Source organism: Sedimenticola selenatireducens DSM 17993, assembly GCF_000428045.1.
Taxonomy (GTDB): domain Bacteria; phylum Pseudomonadota; class Gammaproteobacteria; order Chromatiales; family Chromatiaceae; genus Sedimenticola; species Sedimenticola selenatireducens.
Window position 1 is genome coordinate 1 of the sequence record NZ_ATZE01000015.1, and the last position, 25,117, is coordinate 25,117.

21 protein-coding genes, 1 tRNA gene and 1 pseudogene are annotated in these 25,117 nt (G+C 56.9%); 9 read left to right on the top strand and 14 right to left on the bottom strand.

Annotation, left to right across the window (positions count from 1 at the left end; all coding sequences use genetic code 11):
• Window positions 1–251: pseudogene (locus A3GO_RS0113400) on the top strand (IS630 family transposase); the annotation flags it as partial.
• Between the two features lie 69 nt (window positions 252–320).
• On the opposite strand, the gene tnpA reads toward A3GO_RS0113400, so the two are convergent.
• The 6 genes from tnpA to A3GO_RS0113425 form a co-directional block, all read right to left on the bottom strand.
• Window positions 321–749 carry an IS200/IS605 family transposase gene (gene tnpA, locus A3GO_RS0113405; RefSeq protein WP_029133828.1) on the bottom strand — a complete coding sequence of 143 codons (429 nt, stop codon included), beginning with the start codon at window positions 747–749 and terminating at the stop codon, window positions 321–323.
• Between the two features lie 169 nt (window positions 750–918).
• Entirely contained in the window at window positions 919–3,819 is a 2,901-nt protein-coding gene (locus A3GO_RS23855) for an ATP-binding protein (protein ID WP_335340045.1), read from the bottom strand.
• Window positions 3,753–4,556 carry an ATP-binding protein gene (locus tag A3GO_RS26765; protein WP_335340046.1) on the bottom strand — a complete coding sequence of 268 codons (804 nt, stop codon included), beginning with the start codon at window positions 4,554–4,556 and terminating at the stop codon, window positions 3,753–3,755. The genes A3GO_RS23855 and A3GO_RS26765 overlap by 67 nt, the downstream gene beginning before the upstream one ends.
• Window positions 4,546–5,211, bottom strand: a complete 666-nt coding sequence (locus A3GO_RS0113415) for a DUF4194 domain-containing protein (protein ID WP_029133829.1) — start codon at window positions 5,209–5,211, stop codon at window positions 4,546–4,548. The genes A3GO_RS26765 and A3GO_RS0113415 overlap by 11 nt, the downstream gene beginning before the upstream one ends.
• Window positions 5,189–6,643 carry a Wadjet anti-phage system protein JetA family protein gene (locus tag A3GO_RS0113420; protein WP_029133830.1) on the bottom strand — a complete coding sequence of 485 codons (1,455 nt, stop codon included), beginning with the start codon at window positions 6,641–6,643 and terminating at the stop codon, window positions 5,189–5,191. Before A3GO_RS0113420 ends, A3GO_RS0113415 begins: the two co-directional genes overlap by 23 nt.
• A 107-nt stretch (window positions 6,644–6,750) precedes the next feature.
• Window positions 6,751–6,840, bottom strand: a tRNA-Ser gene (locus tag A3GO_RS0113425).
• 580 nt (window positions 6,841–7,420) lie between these two features.
• On the opposite strand from A3GO_RS0113425, the gene mltF reads away from it, so the two are divergent.
• Complete coding sequence (gene mltF / locus A3GO_RS23860; protein WP_037375403.1) at window positions 7,421–8,809, top strand: membrane-bound lytic murein transglycosylase MltF; 1,389 nt, start codon at window positions 7,421–7,423, stop codon at window positions 8,807–8,809.
• A 121-nt stretch (window positions 8,810–8,930) separates the two neighbouring features.
• Here the strand turns inward: mltF and tadA are convergent, their stop codons facing one another.
• Window positions 8,931–9,419: a tRNA adenosine(34) deaminase TadA gene (gene tadA / locus A3GO_RS0113435; RefSeq protein WP_051302293.1), complete on the bottom strand. Its 489-nt coding sequence runs from the start codon at window positions 9,417–9,419 to the stop codon at window positions 8,931–8,933.
• Between the two features lie 617 nt (window positions 9,420–10,036).
• On the opposite strand from tadA, the gene A3GO_RS0113440 reads away from it, so the two are divergent.
• The 5 genes from A3GO_RS0113440 (at window position 10,037) to A3GO_RS23865 (ending at window position 14,350) form a co-directional block, all read left to right on the top strand.
• Window positions 10,037–11,005, top strand: a complete 969-nt coding sequence (locus A3GO_RS0113440; RefSeq protein WP_335340047.1) for a WD40/YVTN/BNR-like repeat-containing protein — start codon at window positions 10,037–10,039, stop codon at window positions 11,003–11,005.
• 4 nt (window positions 11,006–11,009) lie between these two features.
• Window positions 11,010–11,288 carry a ubiquitin family protein gene (locus A3GO_RS0113445; protein ID WP_029133833.1) on the top strand — a complete coding sequence of 93 codons (279 nt, stop codon included), beginning with the start codon at window positions 11,010–11,012 and terminating at the stop codon, window positions 11,286–11,288.
• 468 nt (window positions 11,289–11,756) lie between these two features.
• Window positions 11,757–12,341 carry a c-type cytochrome gene (locus A3GO_RS0113450; protein WP_029133834.1) on the top strand — a complete coding sequence of 195 codons (585 nt, stop codon included), beginning with the start codon at window positions 11,757–11,759 and terminating at the stop codon, window positions 12,339–12,341.
• Between the two features lie 10 nt (window positions 12,342–12,351).
• Entirely contained in the window at window positions 12,352–13,650 is a 1,299-nt protein-coding gene (locus A3GO_RS0113455; protein ID WP_029133835.1) for an NAD(P)/FAD-dependent oxidoreductase, read from the top strand.
• A gap of 229 nt (window positions 13,651–13,879) precedes the next feature.
• Window positions 13,880–14,350, top strand: coding sequence for a hypothetical protein (locus tag A3GO_RS23865; protein WP_051302295.1), 471 nt, complete (start codon window positions 13,880–13,882; stop codon window positions 14,348–14,350).
• On the opposite strand, the gene A3GO_RS0113465 is transcribed toward A3GO_RS23865, so the two are convergent.
• The 6 genes from A3GO_RS0113465 to A3GO_RS0113490 form a co-directional block, all read right to left on the bottom strand.
• Window positions 14,325–15,500 (bottom strand): class II fructose-bisphosphate aldolase, encoded by a 1,176-nt coding sequence (locus tag A3GO_RS0113465; protein ID WP_029133836.1) that lies wholly within the window; start codon window positions 15,498–15,500, stop codon window positions 14,325–14,327. The genes A3GO_RS23865 and A3GO_RS0113465 overlap by 26 nt on opposite strands.
• Window positions 15,501–15,529: 29 nt before the next feature.
• A complete protein-coding gene (locus tag A3GO_RS0113470) occupies window positions 15,530–17,884 on the bottom strand; it encodes a nitric oxide reductase activation protein NorD (protein ID WP_029133837.1) in 2,355 nt (784 codons plus the stop codon).
• Window positions 17,885–17,978: 94 nt separating this feature from the next.
• The gene (locus tag A3GO_RS0113475; protein WP_029133838.1) at window positions 17,979–18,794 is read right to left on the bottom strand and encodes a CbbQ/NirQ/NorQ/GpvN family protein; all 816 of its coding nucleotides are present in this window, start codon (window positions 18,792–18,794) and stop codon (window positions 17,979–17,981) included.
• Between the two features lie 40 nt (window positions 18,795–18,834).
• Complete coding sequence (locus tag A3GO_RS0113480; protein ID WP_029133839.1) at window positions 18,835–19,146, bottom strand: hypothetical protein; 312 nt, start codon at window positions 19,144–19,146, stop codon at window positions 18,835–18,837.
• An 85-nt stretch (window positions 19,147–19,231) separates the two neighbouring features.
• Window positions 19,232–19,588: a ribulose bisphosphate carboxylase small subunit gene (locus tag A3GO_RS0113485; protein ID WP_029133840.1), complete on the bottom strand. Its 357-nt coding sequence runs from the start codon at window positions 19,586–19,588 to the stop codon at window positions 19,232–19,234.
• Window positions 19,589–19,642: 54 nt separating this feature from the next.
• Window positions 19,643–21,061: a form I ribulose bisphosphate carboxylase large subunit gene (locus tag A3GO_RS0113490; protein WP_029133841.1), complete on the bottom strand. Its 1,419-nt coding sequence runs from the start codon at window positions 21,059–21,061 to the stop codon at window positions 19,643–19,645.
• A gap of 199 nt (window positions 21,062–21,260) precedes the next feature.
• Between A3GO_RS0113490 and A3GO_RS23870 the strand changes: the two genes are divergently transcribed.
• On the top strand, window positions 21,261–22,172 hold the full coding sequence (locus A3GO_RS23870) for a LysR family transcriptional regulator (RefSeq protein ID WP_037375406.1): 912 nt from the start codon (window positions 21,261–21,263) through the stop codon (window positions 22,170–22,172).
• 462 nt (window positions 22,173–22,634) lie between these two features.
• Here A3GO_RS23870 and A3GO_RS0113500 read toward each other — a convergent pair whose 3' ends face one another.
• Window positions 22,635–23,732, bottom strand: a complete 1,098-nt coding sequence (locus tag A3GO_RS0113500; protein WP_029133842.1) for a class I SAM-dependent methyltransferase — start codon at window positions 23,730–23,732, stop codon at window positions 22,635–22,637.
• 108 nt (window positions 23,733–23,840) lie between these two features.
• On the opposite strand from A3GO_RS0113500, the gene A3GO_RS0113505 reads away from it, so the two are divergent.
• Window positions 23,841–24,866, top strand: a complete 1,026-nt coding sequence (locus tag A3GO_RS0113505; RefSeq protein ID WP_157606818.1) for a GlxA family transcriptional regulator — start codon at window positions 23,841–23,843, stop codon at window positions 24,864–24,866.
• Window positions 24,867–25,117: the final 251 nt, after the last annotated feature.

Below are 25,117 nucleotides of genomic sequence, written 5' to 3' on the forward strand. Positions count from 1 at the left end.
TTCATGTTCACTTTACGCCCACAAGTGCTTCTTGGTTGAATATGGTGGAGCGGTTTTTCAGAGATCTTTCTGAGCGGCAGCTGCGGCGCGGCATCTTTTGCAGTGTCGCCGAGCTTGAGAAGGCGGTGATGGATTACATCAGCAAGCACAATGAATCTCCTGCTCCCTTCATTTGGACGAAGTCGGCAAACGATATTCTTGAGAAAGTTAAACGTGGACGTCAAACGCTTGATAAGTTACAAAGCGTTTGACGGGGTACACTAGAAGCCGGTGGGTTAGTAATACGGACTGAAAGTCCGGATACGGGTCAATAGACCCGTTTAGCCTTCTGTCCGAAAATTATCATCAACCTTAGGCTCAAAATGATGTTCCAAATATTCTTTTATCATCTCTTCCGTCAATTCCCCAGAAGTGACACAAAAATAGCCTCTCGCCCAGAAATGCCTTCCCCAATAGCGTCGCTTTAGCTCTGGATAGAGTTCAAAAAGCTTCGACGAACTACGTCCCTTAATACGCCGCATAATCTCACTGGGCGCCATATTTGGAGGGGCTGAGACAAGAATATGAACATGGTCCTTACTCACCACACCTTTTAAAATCTCAATTTCAAAAGCATTGCAAGTTTGTCGGATCAATTCACGCAACTTCAAACCTACCTCGCCTACAAGTAGCTGGTACCTGTACTTCGTAACAAATACAAAGTGATAACGAATCTTATACTTCGTATGACTACCGTACCGATATTCCATCTTCTCACCACCATCATTTTTGGAATCTCAGTATCTCAGATAAATCTGACCGCCTAAAGGCGGTGGTTTTAACCTTTTCTCGAGACGAATAAATCATATTATGGAGCGGCCCCCTCGACCGCGATTGATACGCGACGCAACGCCAAGCCCTTCACACCCCCCCAAAAGCTCAATCCGCCACCGCAAATTCCTGCATAAAATCCAGCTCAGCCTGGTGATAGACATTGCGTCGATGATTGGCCCAAAGCGTCTTGATACGCTCCTGATTACACCGTTTCCGGTCCACCAGCACGCGGGTTCGCAACTCGCCCCGCAGCGCCTCACTCGGCACTTTGGCGAATACAAACTCATGGCTGATCAGGTCCATGTAGGGGCCGCACTTGCTGGTGGGCATGATGAACAGCAGTTGCAGACCAAGTCTGCCGGTCAGGTAGTCGATCACCTCCCGCGAGCGGGTTTCGTCCATTTTGGAGAACGCCTCGTCCACCAGCACCATGCGCAGGTGGGTACTGCCCTCGGCAAAACGGAAGGCGGAGGTGATGGCCGCGGAGCGGATGATGTAGGCCGGCGTCTCCAACTGGCCGCCCGAGCCGGTGCCGTACTCACTGAGGGGAATCGGCGGCTTGCCCTCGACCTCCTTGTAGATCTCGTAGCGGCGGTAGTTGCGATAATCGGCAATCCGCTCCAGATCGCGCATCGCCCGCTGCTCATCCTCGTCCAGCAGCATCGCCATCAGATCGTTTAGCACCTTGCGCGACTTTTCCGACAACTCCACCTCAAACAGGGTTGCTTCATCACCCAGCAGCGGGTTTTTCACCACCTCCTGGAAGAAACGGGCGTAGTCCCGGTACTCCGGTATCCAATCACTGTCGAAACGGAAGGTCTCCCGGTCGGCCCCGAAGTGGTGATGTTGCAGTTCCCGGTTCAGCTGTTCGATCTGGCGTTTGCCGTCATTCAGCGCCTGATGGATGGTGTGACAGAGGTGAGTGACGAAGGCATTGTTGAAGGCCCCTTTCAGCTCACTAAGCTGCTGGTGCTTCTCCACCAGGATATTGTTTTTCAATATGTTATAGACCCGGTCGAGTTCCCGCTGCAGCTGACAGATAGCGCGGAACAGGGCGGCGTCGTAATCGCCCGTAAAATCGGGATAGATGATGGTATCCGCCGGACGGCAGTGCTGGTTATGCGCCTTGACCTCATCCTCCGCCCGGCGCTGGGCCAGCTGCAATTCCTTTTCCAGTTCATGACGATAGTTACGGGCGATAGCGACATCCAGATCACGCGCTTCCTCATCCGCCACCTGCAACCGTGCCTCGACATCGAAATCAGGCCAGGTTGTCGCCAGCTCCTGCAGAGCCGCTTCACATTCATCCAGCCGCTCCCGGTTCTGCTCCTGCAGATCACTCAGCGCCTTGAGCTGTTTGTCGATACTCTCCAGACTGGAGCGGATCTCGCCAAGTTTTTCATGCAGCCCACCCTTCTTCGTTTCCAGCTCCAGCTGCTCCGCCTTCAGTGTCTGCAAGCGCGACTCCAGATCCTGATGCCCGGTCAGATCGAGCTGGCCCAGCAGTCCATCGATCTGACCGATCTCACGATGGGTCTCCACAATGGCATGCAGGTCATCGGCATAGCGGACAACACGCAGCCGGTCCACGGCCTGCAGCAGACGGCTGATCTGCTGCAACCGGTCATTGGCCTGATGCCACTCCAACTCGACACCGGAGAGCTCCAGCAGCTTGGCCTGCAATGCCCGCTCACGCGCGGCCGCGCCAAACACCAGATCGCTGTCCGGCAGATCGCATCGCCACATGCTGTAACCGCCAGATCCCATACCCTGTTCGGTGATACCCCGGCGAGTCATGCGCAGCGCCTCGGCAGAGTCCACGCGCACTACCGTGCCAAAACTGGCGGTCAGATAGGCGCGGGCCACGGCGTGGCTGAACCCCAGCACATGGATGATAGATTGGGGATCAAGGCTCGTGCGCGCCACATCCCTGGCGGCCTTGGCTCCCTGAATGACCCGCGCCCGGTTGTCCCGCCCCGGCAGTCCCCTGACGATCCCAATGGCTTCGGCCTCGAAGTCCGCCTCCACCAGAATAGAGAAGCGTGTCCCGCCCAGATAACCCTCGATGGCCGATTGCCAGCGGGGATCTTTCACCTCCACGTGGTCGCAGAGGACCCGGGGATCAGCCGCCGGACAGTATTGACGGATCGCCCTCAGTGCCCGCTCCACGTAGGCCGGATAGTTGGCCTGATTGGCATTCAGCCGTTCGATCTCCAACTGCTTCTGACGTCGCTGCTCGGTCAACTGTTGATAGCGTGCACGGTGACTGTGCAGCTGCGCGGCCAACTGCTCTCTCGGCGGTTCGTCTGCCTCGCTACCGCGCCAGAAGCCGTGCCAGCGGTTGTGTGCCTGCTGCAGGGATTGCACCTGCTCCAGTTCGGCGACCAGCGCCGGCATGGCACCGGAAAAGTCCCGCTGCACCAGATGGTGTAACTCCCGCACCACCTGTCGGGCAGTACCGCTTACCTCCCGGGCCAGCGCCTCGGTCTCCAGGCTGGTGATCCCCGATTGCCCATCCAGCAGGGTGGCATCGCCAAGTGCCTCGGCGATCTCCTGACTGGCCCGGATGTTCTCCGCCACCCGCTGGTCTTCGGCCAGCACCGATTGCGTCTGTTGTACCAGACGGACATCAAGCTGATTGCGCTGTTTCTCCAGCTCATCCTTCTGTCGCAGGGATTGCACCCCCTGTCGCTGCGCCTCCAGGTTGATCCGCCGGTCATGCACCAGCTCCGCCTGCCGCTCCAGCTGGGCGATCTCCTGTTCCGTCTCTTGCTGTGTCTGACGCCGGGTCTGCTGGCGCTGCTTGCCGCGCAGATAGTCGGCCTGGCGGGTCTGATACTCGGCCTGGGCCAGAGTGTAATCGAGTACGTTCAGTGAGCTCCACTGCTCGATATAGAGCTGTGTCTGCTCACCGGCCCGGCGCAGCGTCTCCATTGACGTCAGCAGGTTGGCCGCATCCCGCTCCATGTGGTGGATGGTTTTGAGCTGGCTGGAAACCGAACGCACCGCCTCGCCGAATCCTTCTGTTCCAGGATCTCATCCGCCACAAAGCGGTTGATCCCCTTGATCGGCTTATAGGACATGAAACGGGAAAAGGCGCGGGCGGCGGCAATCGCCTCAGTCTCGGTGACCGCATCCGATTTGCCGCGCAAGGCGCCATAGAGGCGACGCAGATAGGCTTTTTTGGTCTCGTACTTTTCCACCCGGCGCTTACCGAACTCGCCGATCAGCAGGGTCTGCAGATCCGGTAGCGGGACGACGTAGCGACCGGCGCTGTCGCTGCGTACGAAGTGCGACTGACCAAGCGTCTCGCCGCTGATAATAAAAAACTGCGCGTCATCCTGGCGCGCCACCCCGTTGCCGCCGGCGCTATCCAGCCAGGCCCGCACCGCGATCACCGCGGTGAAAGGTTCGCCGCTCTCGCCCTGGGTGGGGTGAAACACCGCCGCCAGATAACCATCGGTGGGATCAAGCCGGGCATAACTGCCGTCATCACAGCCCAGTACGTAGGAGGCCAGGGTGCGCACCCGCTTGCCGCCGCGGCCACGCTGGGTGGTCTCATCCTGGCCCGGATTGTACTGGAACAGGTTTTCATGGGCCGCGGTCATCACCGTCTGGATGGCGTCCGCCGCCGTGGTCTTGCCGGAGCCGTTACCACCGGAGAAGAGATTGACCGGGCCGAAATCAAATTCCAGGTTGGGGATATTGTCCCAGTTGATATAGACAAACTGCTTAAGAAACATCTTCTGCCTCGACCGGGTCGGTTTGCGGTAGCCCCTGCTCCAGGGCCGTGAGCGCCTCATCAGTGACAAAGGTGACAATCATGGGATGAATCCGCATCCACGCCTCGCCGCTCTCCATCTCCTCATCCTGACGGTACTCGATCAGCCGCAACTGGCGCAGCCGGTTGAATACCCGTTTGCGCTCCACGATCTTGTCCGGCAACGAGCGACCCAGCAGATTGCGCATGGCAATCGCCAGGGACTCCACCGACTCCAGCACATAGCCGTGCTCATCCAGCTGGCCCTCGCGAAGCGCCTTGTCATACTGCAGCCGCAGCACCAGCAACAGCGCCACCTCATCCTGGCGCAGGCGCGCCCGCAATCCACCGGCGAAGGCCGCTTCCGGTCCATCCTCCATACCCGGCACGCTGGCACCCGGGGGATAGAGCCGCAGGTAGGCAAAACGGCGGTCATGGAACAGGCTGACACCGATCACATCCAGATACTCCCCGACCAGGGATTCAATGCGCAGATAGCGGTCATAGAGCTGTTGCTCGGTCTGACTCTCAGCACGGCACAGCACCCCGTAATTGAGCAACCGCAGGAGTAGTTCACGGAACTCCTGCAACGTCACCCCCGCTGTTTCCAGCGCCTCACCCAGTGCTTCGCTCAGCATGTGTCTCTCGTTCAATCAGTTCAATTGTAAATTCGTCACAGGCATGAAAGTATTCACTGCCGACCCGGTTATCGGTAGGCGTTACGCGAAAGGCAAACTCGCCATCCCCCAGTGCGCCAACTTCGATTGCGTGGGCACTCATCAGCAGTTCACGGGCGTCCCGCACCGGCAACTGCTGGCTCTTGATCCGGTGCCCTTCACACAGTGCCTGAACCAGGTAGTCACGCTGCCCCTGGCTGTTAAAGGTGAATGCCAGGTCCACCGCTGTCTGGACAAACAGCGCCTTACGCGAAGCCCGGTCGTCGCCGGGTTCCTCTTCAACCGCTGTATTCACCAGCCGGAGTCGCCGTCCCTGGTGCAGCCGGATACTGTCGGGGTCTACAAAGCCCATATCCATCACCGACAGGACCTTTCCCACCCCTGACAGAGCCTTCGTCTGATCTGCTTCCGAGGCTTGGCGCAACTGTTCACACAGGGCAAACAGCCGGTTCTGACCGGATGCCCCGGTATAACTGAGCTGACGCATGATGATATCGGCGCGGCGGGTAAAGCCGTTCAGCGCCTGGCGCAGAGCCGGGAGCATGATAGCCGAGGCGTTGTGCATACGGGTCTCGATACCATCCAGAATCAGCAGATAGACCGAACGACCGACATGCTCGATCAGCTCCGGCGCTGCCCGGCGCAGCTCCCGCTCCGCCTGGGCCTTGAACTCCCGACGCTTGCGCCGTGCCTTGCCGATCAGCTCGCTGATCTCATCGCGGTATTTCTCTACCGAATCGGCTGACAGCCGAATCGACAGATCCGGCATGAAGCGCTTCTCCATGAAGTCGAAAAACTCATCCGAGGCGCGCTGCACCACCTGTTGCGCCTCGACCTCTCTGACCAGCTGACGCTTGCGCTCATCCAGCTCGGCAATCACATCGGAAAAATCAGAGATAATCCGCTCCGAATACTCGAAGGCATCCAGCAGATCGTACACCTCGCCCTTGTCGAGAAACGACTGCAATGCATTGCGGGTGTTGCGGGTATTGCGGTGGCGGGTACGGAAGCGGCCGCCGGCCGCCTCCACCATCGGCTGCGTGAACAGGCGGCCATGACGGGTAAAGGCGTAGGTGCTCTGCATGGTCGCCTCGTCCATCTGGCGTTCCAGCCAGCCATACTCCAGCAGCTGATTGAGTATCCAGTTGGCCTGTTCGCGCTGGGAGCGGACCGGCGCCTGGTAGACTTCGGCCTCATCCTCATCCAGCACCGGGCTGCGGGCGATCGCCTCCTCCAGGATTTCGATCACCTGCTCGCGATTAAAACTGCGGCTGTAGTCGGCCAGCGAACCGTAAAGACGGGCGTAGAAGGTGCTGAGGCAGTCCAGCACCTGACCCCGGTATTTTCCGTTTAGCGGTCGAAAAAAGTGTTCCCGGTCTTCTGAGAAGAACACTTAGCGGGTCCCCGAGATCCGGGATATGAGGAACTTCATGGCAGGAGGGTGCGTCTTCACACTTTACTCTCGATTTGCGAACCTTGACGCACTGTTCCTGATTAATTTGGCGGAGAGGGTGGGAGTCGAACCCACGGACCCCGCAAGGGGTCACTTGATTTCGAGTCAAGCCCATTCGGCCACTCTGGCACCTCTCCAAATTCTGTGCGGCTGAACAACGGCGCTCCGCACCGTCGAGTCAAGCCCATGACTCCGGGCATCCTGCCCTTCGCCCTTCGGGTCGCCCTGCGGGCGTTAAAATCGCTCCCGGCGATTTTTGCGGCCACTCTGGCACCTCTCCAATTCTGTGCGGCTTAACAACGGCGCTTCGCACCGTCGAGTCAAGCCCATGACTCCGGGCTTCCTGCCCTTCGCCCTTCGGGTCGCCCTGCGGGCGTTAAAATCGCTCCCGGCGATTTTTGCGGCCACTCTGGCACCTCTCCAATTCTGTGCGGCTTAACAACGGCGCTTCGCACCGTCGAGTCAAGCCCATGACTCCGGGCTTCCTGCCCTTCGCCCTTCGGGCTGCTATTCTATCCAACTCTTCAGCCCCTGACAGCAGCGGGCGCCTATTATCACCAAACCGGCATCCCATGACAAACAATAAAGCCAAGCCAAAACAATCTGATAGCCGCGATTTCGCGATACCGTTAAGCTGCTCTAGAATAGACGCTCGATTGTACACTAATTGAACCGGTCGTTAACCTCGCAAAGGCGTTAAAAGGTATCCTGCAAGGCATGCGCACTCTCTGGATCCTGACACTGAGCCTGCTGCTCTCCAGCTGCAGCATACCCAAGCCTCTGATCGAACGCATCAAGGAGGAGGGCCAGCTGATCGTGATCACCCGCAACAACCCGGCCACCTATATTCAGGACAAGGAGAAGACCCGCGGTCTGGAGTATGAGCTGGTTGAACAATTCGCGGGGGAACTGGGAGTCCAGGTCAAGTATGTGATTCCCAACAGCTTTGACGAGATCCTGCCAGCAGTGGTGCGCGGTGAAGCCCATTTCGCTGCCGCCGGCCTGACGGTCACCAATAACCGGGAGCTGGCGGTCAGGTTTACTCCGGAGTATCAAACAGTCACCTCCCAGCTGGTCTATAAAGCCGGAAATCAACGACCGAAAAATATCACCGATACAATTGACGGCGTGCTGGAAGTGATGGCTGGCAGCAGCCATGAAGAGAAACTCAAGGGGTTGGCAACTGAACACCCGGACCTGAACTGGACCGCGCAACGCGCAGTGGAAAGCACCGAACTGCTGAACCTGGTCTATGAGGGACTGATCGATTACACCATTGCCAATTCCAATGAAGTGGCTCTGAGCCGCCGCTTTCATCCCGAACTGCAGGTCGCCTTCGAACTGGGCGAAGAGATGCCGGTGGCCTGGGCCTTTCCCCATGCAGAGGACAACAGTCTCTACAAAGCCGCCAAGGCCTTCATCAGGCGCATCAAGGAAGACGGCTCCCTGGAACAGTTGCTGGAACGCTATTACGGCTATGTGGAGAAATTGGGATTTGTCGACAATCGCACCTTTGCCCGACATATGGCACAGCGCCTGCCACCGCTGATTCCACTATTCAAGCAGGCCGCCGAACAGAACGACATGGACTGGCAACTGCTGGCCGCCATCGGCTATCAGGAGTCACACTGGAATCCCAAGGCGGTCTCCCCCACCGGAGTGAAAGGAATCATGATGCTGACCTCTGCCACGGCAAAACAGATGGGCGTGGAGGATCGCACCGACACTGCCCAGAGCATCAGCGGCGGCGCACGTTATCTGCGCCGGGTGGAGAAGAAGCTCCCCGAGCGCATTCAGGAGCCGGACCGCACCTGGATGGCCCTGGCTGGCTACAATGTGGGATTCGGTCACCTGGAGGATGCCCGCATCCTGACCCAGCGCAACGGGGGTGACCCGGACAAGTGGTCAGACGTGAAACAGCACCTGCCGCTATTAACCCAAAAGAAATACTATAAAACCGTTAGACACGGCTTTGCCCGGGGCAAGGAGCCGGTTCATTACGTGGACAATATCCGCAGCTATTACGACCTGCTGGTGTGGCACAACCGCAAGCAGAAGAAACAGACCATTCAGGCAGTGATCACCACGGTACCGGCGATATTGTGAGACTGCTGCTGTTCAACACCGCAGGCCGGACCTAAAGGCAGCACGTGGGAATGGTGGCACTATTCGCCGCCAGGAAGCCTTGATCCCAAGCGGCCCGCCATACCCCCGATGCTGCGCTAATTCAACGCCGGGAGCGGAAGAAAGCGCGCAACTGCTCGGCACAATCTTCCGCCAGCACACCGCCCTCGGCTGCTACATAATGATTGAAGCGCTGGTCTGAAGGCAGCAGACGGAACACACTGCCGGCCGCACCACCTTTGGGATCGGTGGTACCGAATACCACCCGGCTGACCCGGGCGTGGACGATGGCGCCGGCACACATGGGACAGGGCTCCAGGGTGACATAGAGCGTGGTGCCGGGCAGGCGATAGTTCTTCATCCGCTGCCCGGCATCGCGCAGTGCCATAATCTCGGCATGAGCTGTGGGATCGTGACCTATAATCGGCCGGTTCCAGCCCTCGCCGATTACCTCGCCATCCAGTACCAGTACCGCGCCCACCGGCACCTCACCCTCGGCCTCGGCACGGCCCGCCAGGGCAAGGGCCTGTCGCATGAAGGCGCTGTCGGCAGCTTCCACTGGTACTTGGGCGGTATGTTCAATTATTCCCATCGGATCGTTAACAAGCCAATTTAATACCTTGAATACAATTGCTTAATTTAGGCGTAAAAAGCAAATCCCATTCCAAACAAAGTTCAAAACCAGTTTTCTAATCTTTGATTGGGTGGCCGAAACAGCTGGTTTGAAAATCTGCCTGGCCGAGAAGAAGGGCCGCACTCTGGACACTCCCCTATTCCCCTCGTCTTGGGCTGAAAGACTATCACAGACCAGGAAATACCATGCAGGATAATGTAAAACAGCGCGCCCGGACGCCTCTCAAGATCCGTAGAGAATCCAGTATCCAGTTCGATGATTCCAGGACGGGATGGTAAAAAAATATCTGGTGCCATTTTTTATAAACTATTATTGGTTGTGTCAGAACATGGGTTCCGGTCTTCATATAAGGTCAAGCCATGGCAAATATCATTCTACTCGGTACTCGCAAAGGTACTGTCTTGTTTGACCGTACCAATTCCACTTGGCAGCCTCGACCGATCTCGCACCAGGGAGTCCCGGTTTGTTACGCCGCGTGTGATCCCCGGGATGGTACGTTATGGGCGTCCCTGGATCATGGTCACTGGGGGCCCAAGCTGTCGCGCTCGCAGGACGGCGGTGCAACCTGGGAAGATATGCCACCAATAAAGTACCCGGAGGGCGCCCGCTACATCGTCAAGTATCTGCCTACACCGGATTTTGATCCGACATCACCCGAGGGGCAACCGGAATACCGGGACGCCACTGTGTTCAAGATCTGGAATATCGCATTTGGCAGTACGGACCAGCCTGGCAGGCTGTATGCCGGCACGATTCCAGGTGGTCTGTTCATCAGCAATGATGGTGGTATGAACTGGGAGCTCAACCGCCCCCTCTGGAACCACGAAAGTCGCGGCGGTGACCTGTTTAATGGAGACGCCACCAGCGAGAATCGCTGGCAAGGTTCACCGGCCAGCGTTGACTACGGTGTTTTCGAACCTGGCATTCATTCCATCATCGTTGACCCGCGCGACCCCGCGCATATCCATGTAGCAGCCTCAACAGCCGGTGTCATTGAGACCGGCGATGGCGGCCAGACCTGGGCAGGTCGCAACAAGGGCATGCTGATGGACTATTTACCGAATCCTGAAGCCGAGTGGGGCCACGACCCCCATTTTGTGACCGGCTGCCCCGACCAGCCGGATCATCTCTGGCAGCAAAATCACTGTGGTGTATTTTTCAGTGACGATGGGGCGCGAACCTGGAGAAAAGTCAGTCTGCCGGATGCCGGCGTGCATTTTGGCTTCCCGATTGCGGTGGATGAACATGACGGACGCACGGCATGGGTGGTACCCGCACGTGGGGATTCAGAGCGCATGGCCATTGGCGGGGGTCTCAGTGTCTCGCGAACCACGGATGGCGGACGTTCCTGGCAATCGTTTCGTAATGGCCTGCCGCAACAGAACGCTTACGACATCGTCTTGAGACACGCCCTCGATGTGGCCGGCGACTGTCTCTGTTTTGGCAGTACGACCGGCAACGTCTACCTGTCGGAAGACCGTGGTGAAACCTGGCGCTGCCTGGGTAACAACCTGCCGCCGGTCTATTCTGTGCGATTCGGTTGACGCCATGCCGACAGTTAAAATGACTCACCATCTTTACCGGTTCTTTCCGGAACTTGAGGACCAGACCATCACCGTGCCGGCTGGCTCTGTCGCCGAGGTTTTGCGCGCCGTTGACACCATGACGCCTGGATTCACCGACTACATTCTCGACGAACACGGTGCATTACGTCAGCATGTCAATCTCTGTATCAATGACCACATAGTGATTGATAAAAAGAGACTCTCGGATTTTGTCCCGAATGATGGGACTGTGTATATATTTCAGGCGTTGAGCGGAGGTTAGACAGTCAAACACCGTTGAGCTGCCGAGGATGCGGCAGCAGCCAAGGCCAAGGCGGATGCAGCGGCGCCATCTTTTCACACAACACGATCACGGTGTATGCGCCACAATCCGACTATACCGCACTAACCTTGTGCATTAAGGACTGGATCACACTGCTCAATTCCAGACATCAGGACCTTCTGCGCCAACCGGGCAACGCCAGGTGGTGCCAAAGTAGTTATCCCCTTGCAAATCCGGAACCTTTAGCGCTGATCCGCTCAAAGCGCCAGCCGCAGAGCCGACTTTTCCAGATTAAACCACGGAAATTAACGATTAATAATCCCGGAGTGCGGCATTTCACACACCCCGCGCACCCGAAAGATGGAAAAATAATCCCTGCAAATTGCATGTTTATTTTTCAGGGGTCATACTTGGCCTCTGCCACAAGGCAGATTTCCTATAAGAAACAGAGAAATGGAGGAGCAATAGATGACGTTGAAAAAAACGTTACGGGTTGCGTTGGCGGGAGGATTGATGGTTGGCTCACTGGCTGTCCAGGCCGATCCGAGTCCCCAGATGCTTTCACAGACTTGTGCCGCGTGCCACGGCACCATGGGTTCCAGCGTTGCCGTGATTCCCACGATCGCAGGCGCCGATCCGGAGTATTTCGTTGAAACCATGCAGGCCTTCAAGAGCGGTGAGCGCAAGGCCACGGTGATGGATCGGGTAGCCAAGGGCTACAGTGACGAACAGATCACCGCCATGGCGAACTACTTCGCAGCACAGAAACCGGTTCCCATGAACCAGCCTTTCTCCGCCGCCAAGGCGCAGCAGGGCGTCAAGTTGCACAACGACTACTGCGAGAAGTGCCACGAGGACGGCGGTACCAATACCGAGGCCAGCGCCCTGCTGGCGGGCCAGTCCACGCTCTACCTGAAGTACAGCATGGAGGATTTCAAGGCCGGTCACCGCGAGGTGCCAAAGAAGATGAGGACGCAGGTAAAGAAGATGCTCGATCAGCACGGTCCGAGCTCTATCGAGGCTGTACTCAACTACTATGGCAGCCAGCAATAAGGGGGGTGGCATGAACAAAATCAACAGAAGAGAATTTATCAAGTTGTCCGCCGCAGCCGCGGCGCTGGGTACCCTGGCCGGTTGTACCGGATCCGCCACCCGTGGCGGAGGCGCCAAGGTGGTGGTGATCGGCGGTGGCCCGGGTGGCGCAACCGCCGCCAAGCAGCTCCGGATGATGGATCCATCCATCCAGGTGACCCTGGTCGAGGCCAACAAGCACTATCACACCTGCTTCATGAGCAACGAGGTACTCTCCGGCGAGCGGACTCTGGACTCCATCCAGTTCGGTTACGACGGACTGCGTGGCCACGGCGTGAACGTGGTACATGACATGGTCACCGGCATTGATCCCAAGGCACGCAAGGTGATGACCCAGGGTGGACTGAGCCTGCCCTATGATCGCTGTATCGTATCTCCGGGTGTCGACTTCAAGTGGGAGGCGATCGAGGGTTACAGCGCCGATGTGGCCGAGCGCATTCCGCACGCATGGAAGGCCGGTCCGCAGACCGCGATCCTGAGGCGCCAGCTGGAAGCGATGCCCAACGGCGGTACCGTGATTATCGCCGCGCCGGGTAACCCGTTCCGCTGCCCGCCCGGGCCCTACGAGCGAGCCAGCCAGATTGCCCACTACCTGAAGCAACACAAGCCCCGTTCCAAGGTGCTGATCCTGGACGCCAAGGACAAGTTCTCCAAACAGGGCCTGTTCACACAGGGCTGGAAGCGGCTCTACGGTTACGACACCGACAACTCCATGATCGAGTGGGTGTCGGCCGCCGGCGGTGGCAAGATCGAGAGCGTCGATCCTGGGAGCATGACGGTGCAGGGCCCGGTGGAGACCTTCAAAGCCGACGTGATCAACATCATTCCGCCGCAGAAGGCCGGCAAGCTCGCCTTTGCCGCAGGTCTCACCAAGGGCGACTGGTGCCCGGTGAACAAGAAGACCTTCGAGTCGCTGATCCACGCCAACATCCATGTGCTGGGTGACGCCTCGATCGCGGCCGGCATGCCCAAGTCGGGCTACAGCGCCAACGTGCAGGCCAAGGTCTGCGCCATGGCGGTGGCGGATATGCTGAACGATCGCGAGCCGGGTACGCCCTCCTACATGAACACCTGCTACAGCGTGGTGGGTGAGGAGTACGGTATTTCGGTGAGCGTGGTCTACGCACTGGACGAGGAGAAGAACGCGATCGTCGGGGTGAAGGGGGCCGGGGGGCTGACACCAAGTGATGCCACTCCCGAAATGTTGGCCCGGGAAGCACACTACGCCCACGGCTGGTTTGCCAATATCACCAACGACATCTTCGGATAAAGAGAGAGACCGGGCGGGGCGCCCGCCCCGCCTGCCAATTGCCATGATACGTTTTACGGGGCCTCCGGGCCCCGTTTTTTATGACTCTCTATTCAGCGACTCTACTTTCGACTACACCACAGGCATCGCTCGACATACCATTACAATCACTGCGTTTGAACCGGTTAAACAATGAGTGATATGGTCATCGAGAGGCGGATTCGCTATTGCAGGACAACCGGCAGACGGCATGGATATGAGCGCCAACAGCACCGAGTCATTCTTTATCCCCGATCAGTTCTCCTGCCAGCAGGAGAGGCTGCCGTCGCAAACCTATAACCTGGCACACATATTACTCAATCGTTGCCAGTCCGATCATCTGTTCGTCCCCATTCGCTCCATGCAATACCTGGCGATCATTGAGCAGAACGCCTTCTGGTTTGTCGACAGCATGGCTTATGCCGTACAGGATTCAGAGGGTGGGCGATTGATTACGGTCTCCTGGCACCCAATACTCAGCCCATCAAATCGTGAAGGGCTGGATCAGCACATGGATTGCCGGATCAACTTTTATCGCAGCGATATGAGTGACATTCACCGTCGCTTGCGCGGAGAATTTTTCCAGGCGATGCAACTGATGGACAACCGTTTTCGTGACACTATTCGCGCCGACAGTAAAATCGCTATCCTGCCGCTCAGATCACCTGGTAATCAACCGTAACAGCATCATTGATGCTGCCCTGGAAGCGGTTCTTTAGAAAGCGCGCAAATCCGGGATAGTCGCCATGGCCATCCAGCACACGCGGATCTGTCAAGCGCACCTGCCAGCAGAAACGTCGCGCACCCGCCTCATTGATCGATTCGCCGGTAAAGACACTACGCACACCGGGCATAACCGATAACAACCGCTTTCCCTCGTCGATAAGACTCCTGACCTCTTGTTCAGAGTGGCCATTTGCACTGTGCATGATCAGATGTTCAACAGGAGCCCAGGGCCGACACTGGGTCAGCACCTCGGCAGCGCGACCGGCAGAGCCCCAAAGACGAAGACAGCGCTCAACCTCTTCACCAACAGCCTCCTTAACATCCCGTTTGAGCTCTATGAAGCTGCCATCGGGGTTCGCCTTGGTTCGCCTGCGCATCGCTTCGGCAGCAACATCGGAGAGCGCTGTGTAATAGTTGATCTTGGCCACACCCATCGAGGGCAATTTTCTGAACTGTTCTTCATTCAATCCGCTGCCACCATGAATCACCAGTGGGACATCAACCGCCTGGTTGATCAACTTGAGGCGTTGGAAATCGAGCTTTGCCCGCCCCTTCATCCGCCCCTGTACGGTACCGATCGATACGGCAAGAAAATCCACATTCGTGCGTTCAACATAGGCCTTCGCCTCGGCAGGCACGGTAAAGGCCGCTTCACCGGGATGCAGCAGCGCCCCTTCACCTTCATAACCGGCAACGTAACCCACTTCACCGGTAACAGGGACACCGCATCGATGAGCCATATCGACCACTGCGCGGGTTGTAGTGATATTGTCGGGTAACTCCTGACGGGAGGCATCCAGCATCACACCGTTGCAACCCCGGTTGATCGCACTGATGGCCGATGCCAGGCTGCTGCCATGATCCAGTTGAATAGCCACCGGTACCGATGCACGCTGGGCCGCCGCCTCAACCGCTGGCAGCAACAGTTCATAGTCATAATGCTCGAAATGGGGCTCGGCAATACTCAGGACTATCGATGCACGGCAAGACTCGGCAGCACCAATAACTGCCTCGAGAAAATCGAGACTGACGAGATCAAAGGCACCCACTGCATAATTGTGCTTGTAGGCGTGATAGATCATGTCACGCATGTTAACCAGTGCCATATGAGTTCACTCTCCTTCTCAGCCTGTTCTTACGATGTCAAGCTTGCGAACAGTGTCGGCAGCTTCTCTGGAAGTCTGTCGACATGATCGATAATGGTGTAGTTGTTTGCGCCAAATATCCTTTTAACGTATCCATCGGCATGGGGATCCAGGGTAAGACAATAGGTGAGTACCCCCGTGCCGTATAACTCCTCGACCGCCTTTTTGGTATCGTGGCGCAGGTGTTGCGGATCGCGCTCATCGATATCCGCCGGCTCACCATCGGTCACCAGCAGGATAAGTTTTCGCCGCTCGGGCTGCTTCAACAGATGATGACCGGCATGGCGCAGCGCCGCACCCATGCGAGTGGAGAGCCCGCCTTTCATGCCCGACAGCCGGGCTTTAGCCTCATCGTCAAAGTGCTGGTTAAAATCCTTGAAACGATAATACTGCACATCATGACGCCCATCGGAGGCGAAGCCGTGGAGGGCGAATGGATCACCAATACCGTTGATGGCAGTCGACACCAGGGTTGCCGCCTCACGGGTCAGCTGCAACACGCTTTTATCCGACCCCGCCATCGCCTCGTTGGTGGACTCCGACAAATCCATCAGGACGACCACGGACAGATCACGACTCTTTACCACATTTCGCATGGTAATGCGCGGGTTCGGCTGTTCACCCATGCGCAACGAGATCATTGCATCAACAGCCGCATTGATATCGATCTCATCGCCATCCTCCAGGCCACGCACCCGCTGCACCCCCTCCGGCGTCAACAGATCGATAATCTGCTTGATGCGGTGTGCCACCGGCTTGTACTCGGAAAGAATATGGTCAATTTCCGCCGGATCACCTTTCGGCTGCCGGCGCTCATAGACGGTTGCCCAGTCCGGGCGATGCAACTGAATCTGGTAGTCCCACTCCGGATAGTGAAAAGGAGCGGATACCGGCTCCTTCCCCCACATCTGGTTGAAGCTTTTGGTGTTATCGGTCAGATCATCTTCATAGGGGCGCATCTCGGTAGCACAGGTCCAGATCTCCTGGGCATCATCACCGGCCAGCTCGCAGTCAACCTCATTGGCCATTTCCATGACGCTGACGGTTTTACGCACCTGCCGCTGGCTGGCCGGAACATATTCCGACCCAGCATTCCAGTCGAACTCCTCAAACTCCCAGACATAGCGATTGTCATCACGGTAAGGGATGCGAATGCGTTCCAGGATACGCAAACTGGGCACTGCCTTGCGGCTTGAGAACAGGTTGAACAGCTCCAGCCCCATATGCCAGGAAAACTGATTATCATCCTGGCGCTGCTCGATTTCACTGTGGAAATTCACGACAAACCGGTTCAACTCCACATCATCCGATGTGACCGAATCATCGAGCAGCATCAGCGCGACATGTTCCAGCACGGGCATCGTCGGATGCTCCGGTGTTTCATCACCCGCCACCTTCAACACAGCTGACCAGAGACGCTTCAATCCCGGGAAATCGTTCACCGCCTTGTATTCAATCCGGGCATCTTCCAGCAAGCCGATAAAAAACATCTGCGCCGGGCTCAACTGCTCTGCCGAAATGGGTGATGACGTATAGCACATGTGTGCCGCCATATGTGCCGCGGTGGCGCGGAACAGTTCAAGACCGGAAAGTTTCTCGTCAACCGTCCCGATATCATCCACCGCGTCCGGCAGATGCAGAATACGATGCTCGATATAAGGCCTGAAGTCGGTATAGTCCGCCCCGGATGGCCGCAGAAAAAAATCACGCCCCCACAGGGCACGCAGATAAAAATTGAGTTTTCGCTGTACCTTGCCCAGCAGCACGCCCCGGCGCTCCTTCTGCAGCATCGCCCTGGAGTCGGCCGACTCGAGATTGAAATAGGAGGTAAGATTGGCAAAGTCACGACGATAGGCCTGGGCGCCAAAATTGGCCCAGCGACGCAGACCACTCAGGGTGAGTTTCGATAACAGCTCATCGATATGGTTCAGCATCGGGCGCAGGCCGCGGGCCGCAGTGGATGCAAGCTGGTGAATAAAGGTCAGATAGCCACGCAGCAACTCGGCATCACCCAGATTTCTTGCGGCACTGGGCAGACTGCTAAAGAGCAGGGAGATCACTTCTCCTGATGTCATCGATGACAACTTCATCGCCGCCGTGAGTATGTCCGGAATAATATCCTCGCCACACTCTTTGACGACCTGGGGTATCTCCTGCAGATAGGTGACTACCAGATCACTACCGCGCCCCAGGTTGCACAGTGACCGGGCTCCATCCATATAATCTTCCAGCCCGGCCGGCGACATAATTCGCGCGGCCTCGTGGAATGTACCCTCCAGTACATCACGTACAACCGGAGCCGTTTCTTGCAGAAACGCTTCGTAATCTTCGAGCTTGATACTCATAGATAAAATACCCTTGGCGCAAGGATCGACAACCTTTCCAGCCTAAATACCTGCTAGAGATGATGACTGTTCGGCAATACCGCGCTCATCTATCTTATCCAAAGAAAGTCTGTACCGCGGCGCCTAACGTATCCCGCATATCCGGATCATCGGTCAACGGTGTCACCATGGTCATGCTGCAGGCGGCGTCCGCTGAAATGCCCTTTGCGATCAACTGCCCGGCATAGACCAGCAGTCGGGTGGAGATACCTTCATCCAGACCGTGTCCCTTCAGGTTGCGCGCACGATGTGCAATCTGTACCAGCTTCTCTGCTGTCGCCTTGTCGACACCTGATTCCCTAGCCACGATGGTCACCTCTATCGCTTCCACAGGGTAGTCGAAGTCCAGACCACCAAAGCGCTGCTTGGTCGACTGCTTAAGGTCTTTCATCAGGCTCTGGTAACCGGGATTGTAGGAAATCACCAACTGGAAATCGGGGTGCGCCGTAATCAACTCACCCTTCTTGTCCAACGGCAGACTGCGCCGGTGATCAGTCAATGGATGAATAACCACCGTGGTGTCCTGACGCGCCTCTACCACCTCATCCAGATAACAGATGGCGCCAATCCGCGCAGCGGTTGTCAATGGACCGTCCTGCCATTTGGTTCCATCCTTATCCAGCAGGAAGCGCCCTACCAGGTCCGAGGCCGTCATGTCTTCGTTACAGGCAACAGTAATCAGTGGCCGGCCCAGTCTATGGGCCATGTACTCGACAAAACGTGACTTGCCACATCCCGTGGGTCCCTTCAACATCATCGGCATGCGAACACTGTAGGCCGCCTCATAGCGCTCAACTTCATCCGCCACCGGTTCATAATAAGGCTCATCCTTAATAATGTACTGCTCTGGATCTACTCTATTCTCTGACATGACACACCTTCAAAATTGATGTTTCGCTTTATCAATGCAGTTATTTTTCGTTGTCTATCTCAAACTCACCACTCCAGCCGCTCTCCCTGGCAACTTTCACGGCTTCGCCATGAATCTTCTGGTGGCGATCAAACAGATCTTTCGGCAGTCTACTGACCAGGCAACCGTATTTGTCCCACTCGCAATTGACCTTTTGCAATAAAGCGTCAATGCCGGCCAGGTTCCAGCCGCTACAGGTTTCGCTCTCCGGCAACAACCCGAACACCCAGGCATCACGAATCGTTTTTCCGATCGTTGTCATACCGCCGAACAGATCATTGTCAACACCTACATATGCATTGGGTCTTGCCATTTGCTTTACTCCCTTCAAGAGTCAAAAAGCCCCTGCCCGCAACCTGCCGGACAGGGGCTTTAAACTTATCTGCCGCTTCAGCTGGTTAAACAGACTGACCGCGGTAGATAACCATTGAAGCACCTGCAGACTGTGCGAAGTTGTCAAAGCCCATCAGACGTACATGGTTGCCCGGGTGCGCCTTGTGGCAGGCCTCGCACTCGGCCAGGATGACGTCAACGTCGGTTTCACCAAACATCGGCAGCTTCCACATGTACCAGTAGTTCTGGAACGCGTTTTCCGGCTCACAGTGTTCGATACCCGGGTTCCAGCCTTTACTGACAATGTATTCGATCTGCTGCCGAATCTGCTCGGGGTTCATCGTCGGCAGGTATGAGAAGGTCTCAAACTTGCGGCTGGAAGCGTCGCTCAGGCTCGACTTGTAATCTTGCATATTGCTCATTTCAATTACTCCAAAACTGTTTTCAAATTCGTTGAAGGCGCAGCGGATATGCGCTTACTTGTGGGCAACATCCAGCTTGTCCACGGTATCAAATTCGAACTTGATCTCTTTCCAGGTCTCCATTGCCGCGGCCAGCTCAGGACTGTGCCGGGCGGCTGTGGTAAGAATGTCCTTGCCCTCTTTTTCAAGCTCACGGCCCTGGTTGCGAGCCTCCACACAGGCTTCGACCGCCACGCGGTTGGCCGCGGCACCTGCCGCGTTGCCCCAGGGATGACCCAGCGTGCCGCCACCGAACTGCAGCACGGAGTCATCACCGAAGATGCTCACCAGTGCCGGCATGTGCCACACATGGATACCACCGGATGCCACCGGCATCACGCCGGGCATTGAGCCCCAGTCCTGGTCGAAGAAGATACCCCGCGAGCGGTCTTCCTTGATGAAGGAGTCACGCATGATATCGATCCAGCCCAGGGTTGCGTCGCGATCGCCTTCGAGCTTGCCGACAACCGTTCCCGAGTGCAGGTGGTCGCCACCGGACAGACGCAGGATCTTGGTCAATACACGGAAGTGGATACCGTGGTGGGGATTGCGATCGAGTACCGCATGCATCGCCCGGTGGATGTGCAGCAGCATGCCGTTGTCGCGGCACCACTGCGCCAGGCCGGTGTTGGCCGACAGGCCACCCGTCAGGTAGTCATGCATGATAATCGGCGCACCGATCTCCTTGGCGTATTCCGCCCGTTTCATCATCTCATCGGCCGTGGGTGCAGTAACATTCAGGTAGTGACCCTTACGCTCACCGGTCTCCGCTTCAGCTTTCTGGATCGCCTCCATCACAAAATCGAAGCGATGCTTCCAGCGCATGAACGGCTGGGAGTTGACGTTCTCATCATCCTTGGTAAAGTCCAAACCACCACGCAGTCCTTCATAACAGGCACGGCCATAGTTTTTCGCCGACAGACCCAGCTTGGGTTTGATGGTGCAGCCAAGCAGCGGGCGGCCGTATTTATTCATCAGGTCGCGCTCAACCTGGATGCCCTGAGGAGGCCCATTACAGGTCATCACGTAGGCTATCGGAAAGCGGATGTCCTCCAGGCGCAGGGCGCGCAGGGCCTTGAAGCCGAACACGTTACCGACCAGCGAGGTCAGAACATTGACCACCGAGCCCTCTTCAAAGAGATCGATCGGGTAAGCGATAAAGGCGTAGAAACAGGTGTCGTCACCCGGCACATCCTCAATCGCGTAGGCACGACCCTTGTAGTAATCCAGGTCGGTCAGCAGGTCAGTCCATACCGTGGTCCAGGTACCGGTAGAGGATTCAGCCGCGACAGCGGCAGCGACTTCTTCGCGGGGCACACCATCCTGTGGAGTGACCTTGAAGCAGGCCAGGATATCGGTATCTTTGGGTGTGTAGTTAGGATCCCAATATGTTTCGCGGTACTCTTTAACACCAGCATCGTACTTTTTTGCCATTGAATTATCCTCAACAGTGACTTCTAAATTGGCGTGAGGATACAGGTCCCCGCGCGGCAAAATTCAAACCCTTTAATCAGCTGTCACTGATCCAGGGGATGCGACAAACTGAACTCGAGAGCCACTATAGTCACCACCGACTATTAATAATAATTATTTTTGGTTATATTTATGATTTACAAAAGTAAATGGTAAAGCCATGCACCTGACAATCCAGCAACTGAGATTATTTGAAGCGGTCACCCGGCTTGGCAGCTACACCCGGGCTGCAGAGGAGCTGCACCTGACACAACCTGCGGTATCCATTCAGATCAAACGACTGGAGTCACAGGCAGGCGTACCGCTGCTTGAACAGGTGGGAAAAAAGATTTTTTCCACCACCGCAGGCGATGTGGTCTACCAGGCCTGCGTCGACATCCTGGCAAGAATCGAGGAGTTGAACCGAACCGTTGATGATCTGAAGGGCGTCGTCAAAGGCCCGCTTCAGGTCTCCGTGGTCACCACTGCCAAATATTTCATGCCGCATCTGCTGGGCATGTTCCTGCAGCAGTATCCGGAGGTCGAACCGAAGCTGAAGTTCACCAACCGCGCCCGGGTGATCGAGCGCCTGATGAACAACGACGATGATTTTGTGGTGATGGGACAGATACCGCAGGATGACAACCTGACCACCTACCCCTTCCTGAACAATATCCTGGGCATTGTCGCCCCGGCCGGTCACCCCCTGGCAAACAAGAAAAACATCACCTTGAAACAGTTAACCAAAGAGCGATTCCTCAAGCGTGAAATTGGCTCAGGGACACGCTTCGTCTTCGATCAACTGCTGGAAGAGAAGGGACTCAAGATCGACCCCTACATGGAACTCGGCAGCAGTGAGGCGCTTAAACAGGCCGTGATGGCCGGCCTGGGGATCGCCGTGTTATCCCTGCACAGTGTGCAACTGGAACGTCAGGCGGAAAAACTAATCGTGCTTGATGTGCAGGGATTCCCCCTGAAACGGCGCTGGTACGCCGTTCATCTGAAAGGCCGCAAGCTGTCACTGGTAGCCCAGACCTTTCTTGACTTCATTCTCAATGAGAGCCATCGCGTGCTGGATATAAAGGATGAATAGGTTACCCGCTGCAACCTATACTTTTGCTCGATCTCACTCGACTGGTCTGCCAGTAAATATATAAATGCCTCCGCGGACTCCCAGGACGCCGACGCCCTTCCGCTGGTGTCGGCCACGCAGCGAATCTTCTCCGCGATGGATTCAATGCCCGCCCACTGCGAGTCATAGTCTGCCTGATGTTCGAAGACCAGCCACACCGACCGGCCCCGTATCTCAGGGAGTATCTCGCCATCTTGTTCATCACTCCATCCTTCAAACAAATAGACACTCCGGTAAAGTCGGAGCGATTCAATCTGGTTAAACCTGGCCAGATGGACCCCGTTCGTAACAGAATATTCGTCCTGGTTGTCCGGGGTCTCGGAAGTTGCTGTACTCGTTATGCTTTCCGCTAGAAGAGTAATCACAATTGATAACGGTTTGATTTCATGATTGTACTCCGTAATCTGGGTAGATCGTGCGAAGTCATGGCCTCAACACCCAATAGTCGTTCTGCACATCATGGGGCAACTGGTGTACCTCGATGTCGCCAAAGCCGGCGCGGGTAAAGTAGTCACGGGCGCGCTCCCGTCCCCACATGGTGCCCAGACCTTCGCCACCCTGCGCCAGCGAGACGGTCATGCAATGCATGACAGAGATCGTATAGAGCAACGTGCCCAGTGGGTGCCCGCGGTCGTGGTGATGGTGGCTGGAAGCATGAATGTCCTGCGCCAGGTAAACGCCGTTTGATTTCAGCGTACGACGTATGCCCCGCAGCAGATTAAGCGGTTTTGCCTGGTCGTGAATGGCATCGAACGTCACCACAAAATCAAAACAAGCGGGTTCGGCGGTGCGGTCGAAATCAGTTAGATCGCGCACCTGAAACTGTACATTGCTCAACCCGAGTTGGATGGCGCGCTCACTTGCCCAGCCAATCGCTTCCTGGGAGAGGTCGTAACCCACAAAACGACTGGTGGGAAAACGCTCGGCCATTTTCATTAGTGCCATGCCGCGGCCGCACCCCAGGTCGAGTACGCGTATACCCAACTCAAGACGTTGGGTCAATTCGGGTGCCAGAGGCAGGATAGCGTCAAAGAGCGCCGGCAGGACGGTCTGCCCGCTGTCTTCCGCCATCACTTCATGAAAGCGGTGATAGCGTGCGTAGGGTACTCCGCCGCCATGGTGAAAGCAGTCGAGTACATCGTCTTCGACCTGCCCCAGCAACGGCAGGTACTGGGCAAAGACGGCCAGGTTTGCATCGCCCTGGTCACTGAGTATAGCAGCGTATTCTGCTGGCAAGCGGTAGGTCATGGTATCGGGATCGTGTTCCACTACGCCAGCTGCAGTAAGGCCACCCAACCATTCGCGCACATAACGCTCATCGAGTTTGCTGCGGTGGGCGAGTTCGCTGCTCGTGACCGGCTCGCCGTCCGCCAGCCTGTTCAGCAGTCCGCAGCGATGCCCCAGGGAGACGAGCTGCAACATACCGCCTTCATTGAGGGCCTTGACGTAACGTTCCTCGAAGTCAGCTGCACGGGTAGTATCAAAATCGCTAATCGGTTGTTGCTGTTGAACTGTGCTCATGATTGTCTCCTCTGCTCATCAGGCTGTTGGCCCGGGTTAGCGCATAGTCTGAGGGCAACCGCTGCGCTACACTGAAGTGGAAAAAGACGAAATACGGTCATTTCCGCCATGATGCCTCGAAAACCACGAATCGCCCTGATGGCCATCCCCGAAGTTGCCGCCTCTACGCTGTACGGTATGTACGATGTGCTCGCATCCGCCGGGCGTGACTGGGCCGGCCTGGTGGAAGGCCGGGCGGCCGAATCGGCGCTTGATCCTCGCGTGGTTTCCCTAAGAGGGACCGGCCCGATGGTGATCGCCAACGGCGTTCATATTGTGCCGGACGATGGCGCCGATACGATTCCTGACGTGGTCTGCGTACCCGAGGTCGCGGTGGCGCCCGATACGGTATTGACGGATTCGCACCGGGCGGAGATCGACTGGCTACGCCACTGTTACCACGCTGGCGCCATTGTCGCCACGGCATGCTCGGGCGCGATGATACTGGCCGAGACCGGTCTGCTGAACGGTGAAGAAGCGACCACCCACTGGGCCTACTGCGACGCCCTGGCGCGCTACCCCGGCGTGCGGGTTTTCCCCCACCGGGCACTGGTGGTCAGTGGAACGGGCGGGCGGCTTATCATGGCCGGGGGCGGTACTTCGTGGGAGGATCTGACGCTGTACCTGATTGCACGGCTCGTTAGTGTGGAGGAGGCGATACATGTCGCCAAGCTGTTTCTGATCGACTGGCACGATGTGGGACAACTGCCCTTCGCGGCGCTGGCGCGCAGTTGCCAGGTTGAAGACGCGGTGATCGCGCGTTGCCAGGGCTGGGCCGCAGAGCACTACGATCAGCCATCTCCGGTCGCAGCAATGATCCGGCTCGCGGAGATGCCGGAGCGCAGCTTCCATCGCCGCTTCAAGCAGGCGACGGGGTTGGCGCCTATCGAATACGTGCATACCTTGCGCCTCGAAGAGGCCAAGCAACTACTGGAAAGCGGCAATGAGCCCATTGAAGCGGTTGCACAGGAGGTCGGCTATGAGGACGCGGCGTTTTTCGGGCGCCTGTTTCGTCGTAAGATCGGTATGACGCCGACTCAGTATCGCAAACGTTTCCGCGGCTTGCGCTTGGCGTTGGAGGAGCCTGCACACTGATCAGCTGATCATTTTTTGCAGAACACAACCCGCTTTGCAGAAACCGGTCACACAGTCAGTCTCAGGATTTCCTTTGATGTAAAATCTTAGGTGCGGCTCCCGTTCGGTAAATCCGACGCCTATTGCTGAGTCCCGGTAAACAGGGCATTGCTTCGACTGACTCCCATCGCTTCAGCCAATTGTCCCTGAGTCAGCGCCATTTGCACGAGGAATTCCTTGGCAATCGTTTCACCGACACTGACGGGTTATTG

Coding starts and splice junctions, on each gene's coding strand:
- A3GO_RS23865 (WP_051302295.1), top strand. CDS start 13,880: ATGGATATGAGCGCCAACAGCACCGAGTCATTCTTTATCCCCGATCAG.
- A3GO_RS0113440 (WP_335340047.1), top strand. CDS start 10,037: ATGCCACCAATAAAGTACCCGGAGGGCGCCCGCTACATCGTCAAGTAT.
- A3GO_RS0113490 (WP_029133841.1), bottom strand. CDS start 21,061: ATGGCAAAAAAGTACGATGCTGGTGTTAAAGAGTACCGCGAAACATAT.
- A3GO_RS23870 (WP_037375406.1), top strand. CDS start 21,261: ATGCACCTGACAATCCAGCAACTGAGATTATTTGAAGCGGTCACCCGG.
- A3GO_RS0113470 (WP_029133837.1), bottom strand. CDS start 17,884: ATGAGTATCAAGCTCGAAGATTACGAAGCGTTTCTGCAAGAAACGGCT.
- A3GO_RS26765 (WP_335340046.1), bottom strand. CDS start 4,556: ATGTTTCTTAAGCAGTTTGTCTATATCAACTGGGACAATATCCCCAAC.
- A3GO_RS0113455 (WP_029133835.1), top strand. CDS start 12,352: ATGAACAAAATCAACAGAAGAGAATTTATCAAGTTGTCCGCCGCAGCC.
- tnpA (WP_029133828.1), bottom strand. CDS start 749: ATGGAATATCGGTACGGTAGTCATACGAAGTATAAGATTCGTTATCAC.
- A3GO_RS0113500 (WP_029133842.1), bottom strand. CDS start 23,732: ATGAGCACAGTTCAACAGCAACAACCGATTAGCGATTTTGATACTACC.
- A3GO_RS0113445 (WP_029133833.1), top strand. CDS start 11,010: ATGCCGACAGTTAAAATGACTCACCATCTTTACCGGTTCTTTCCGGAA.
- A3GO_RS0113450 (WP_029133834.1), top strand. CDS start 11,757: ATGACGTTGAAAAAAACGTTACGGGTTGCGTTGGCGGGAGGATTGATG.
- A3GO_RS0113465 (WP_029133836.1), bottom strand. CDS start 15,500: ATGGCACTGGTTAACATGCGTGACATGATCTATCACGCCTACAAGCAC.
- tadA (WP_051302293.1), bottom strand. CDS start 9,419: ATGGGAATAATTGAACATACCGCCCAAGTACCAGTGGAAGCTGCCGAC.
- A3GO_RS0113480 (WP_029133839.1), bottom strand. CDS start 19,146: ATGGCAAGACCCAATGCATATGTAGGTGTTGACAATGATCTGTTCGGC.
- mltF (WP_037375403.1), top strand. CDS start 7,421: ATGCGCACTCTCTGGATCCTGACACTGAGCCTGCTGCTCTCCAGCTGC.
- A3GO_RS0113485 (WP_029133840.1), bottom strand. CDS start 19,588: ATGAGCAATATGCAAGATTACAAGTCGAGCCTGAGCGACGCTTCCAGC.
- A3GO_RS0113505 (WP_157606818.1), top strand. CDS start 23,841: ATGATGCCTCGAAAACCACGAATCGCCCTGATGGCCATCCCCGAAGTT.
- A3GO_RS0113475 (WP_029133838.1), bottom strand. CDS start 18,794: ATGTCAGAGAATAGAGTAGATCCAGAGCAGTACATTATTAAGGATGAG.
- A3GO_RS0113415 (WP_029133829.1), bottom strand. CDS start 5,211: ATGCTGAGCGAAGCACTGGGTGAGGCGCTGGAAACAGCGGGGGTGACG.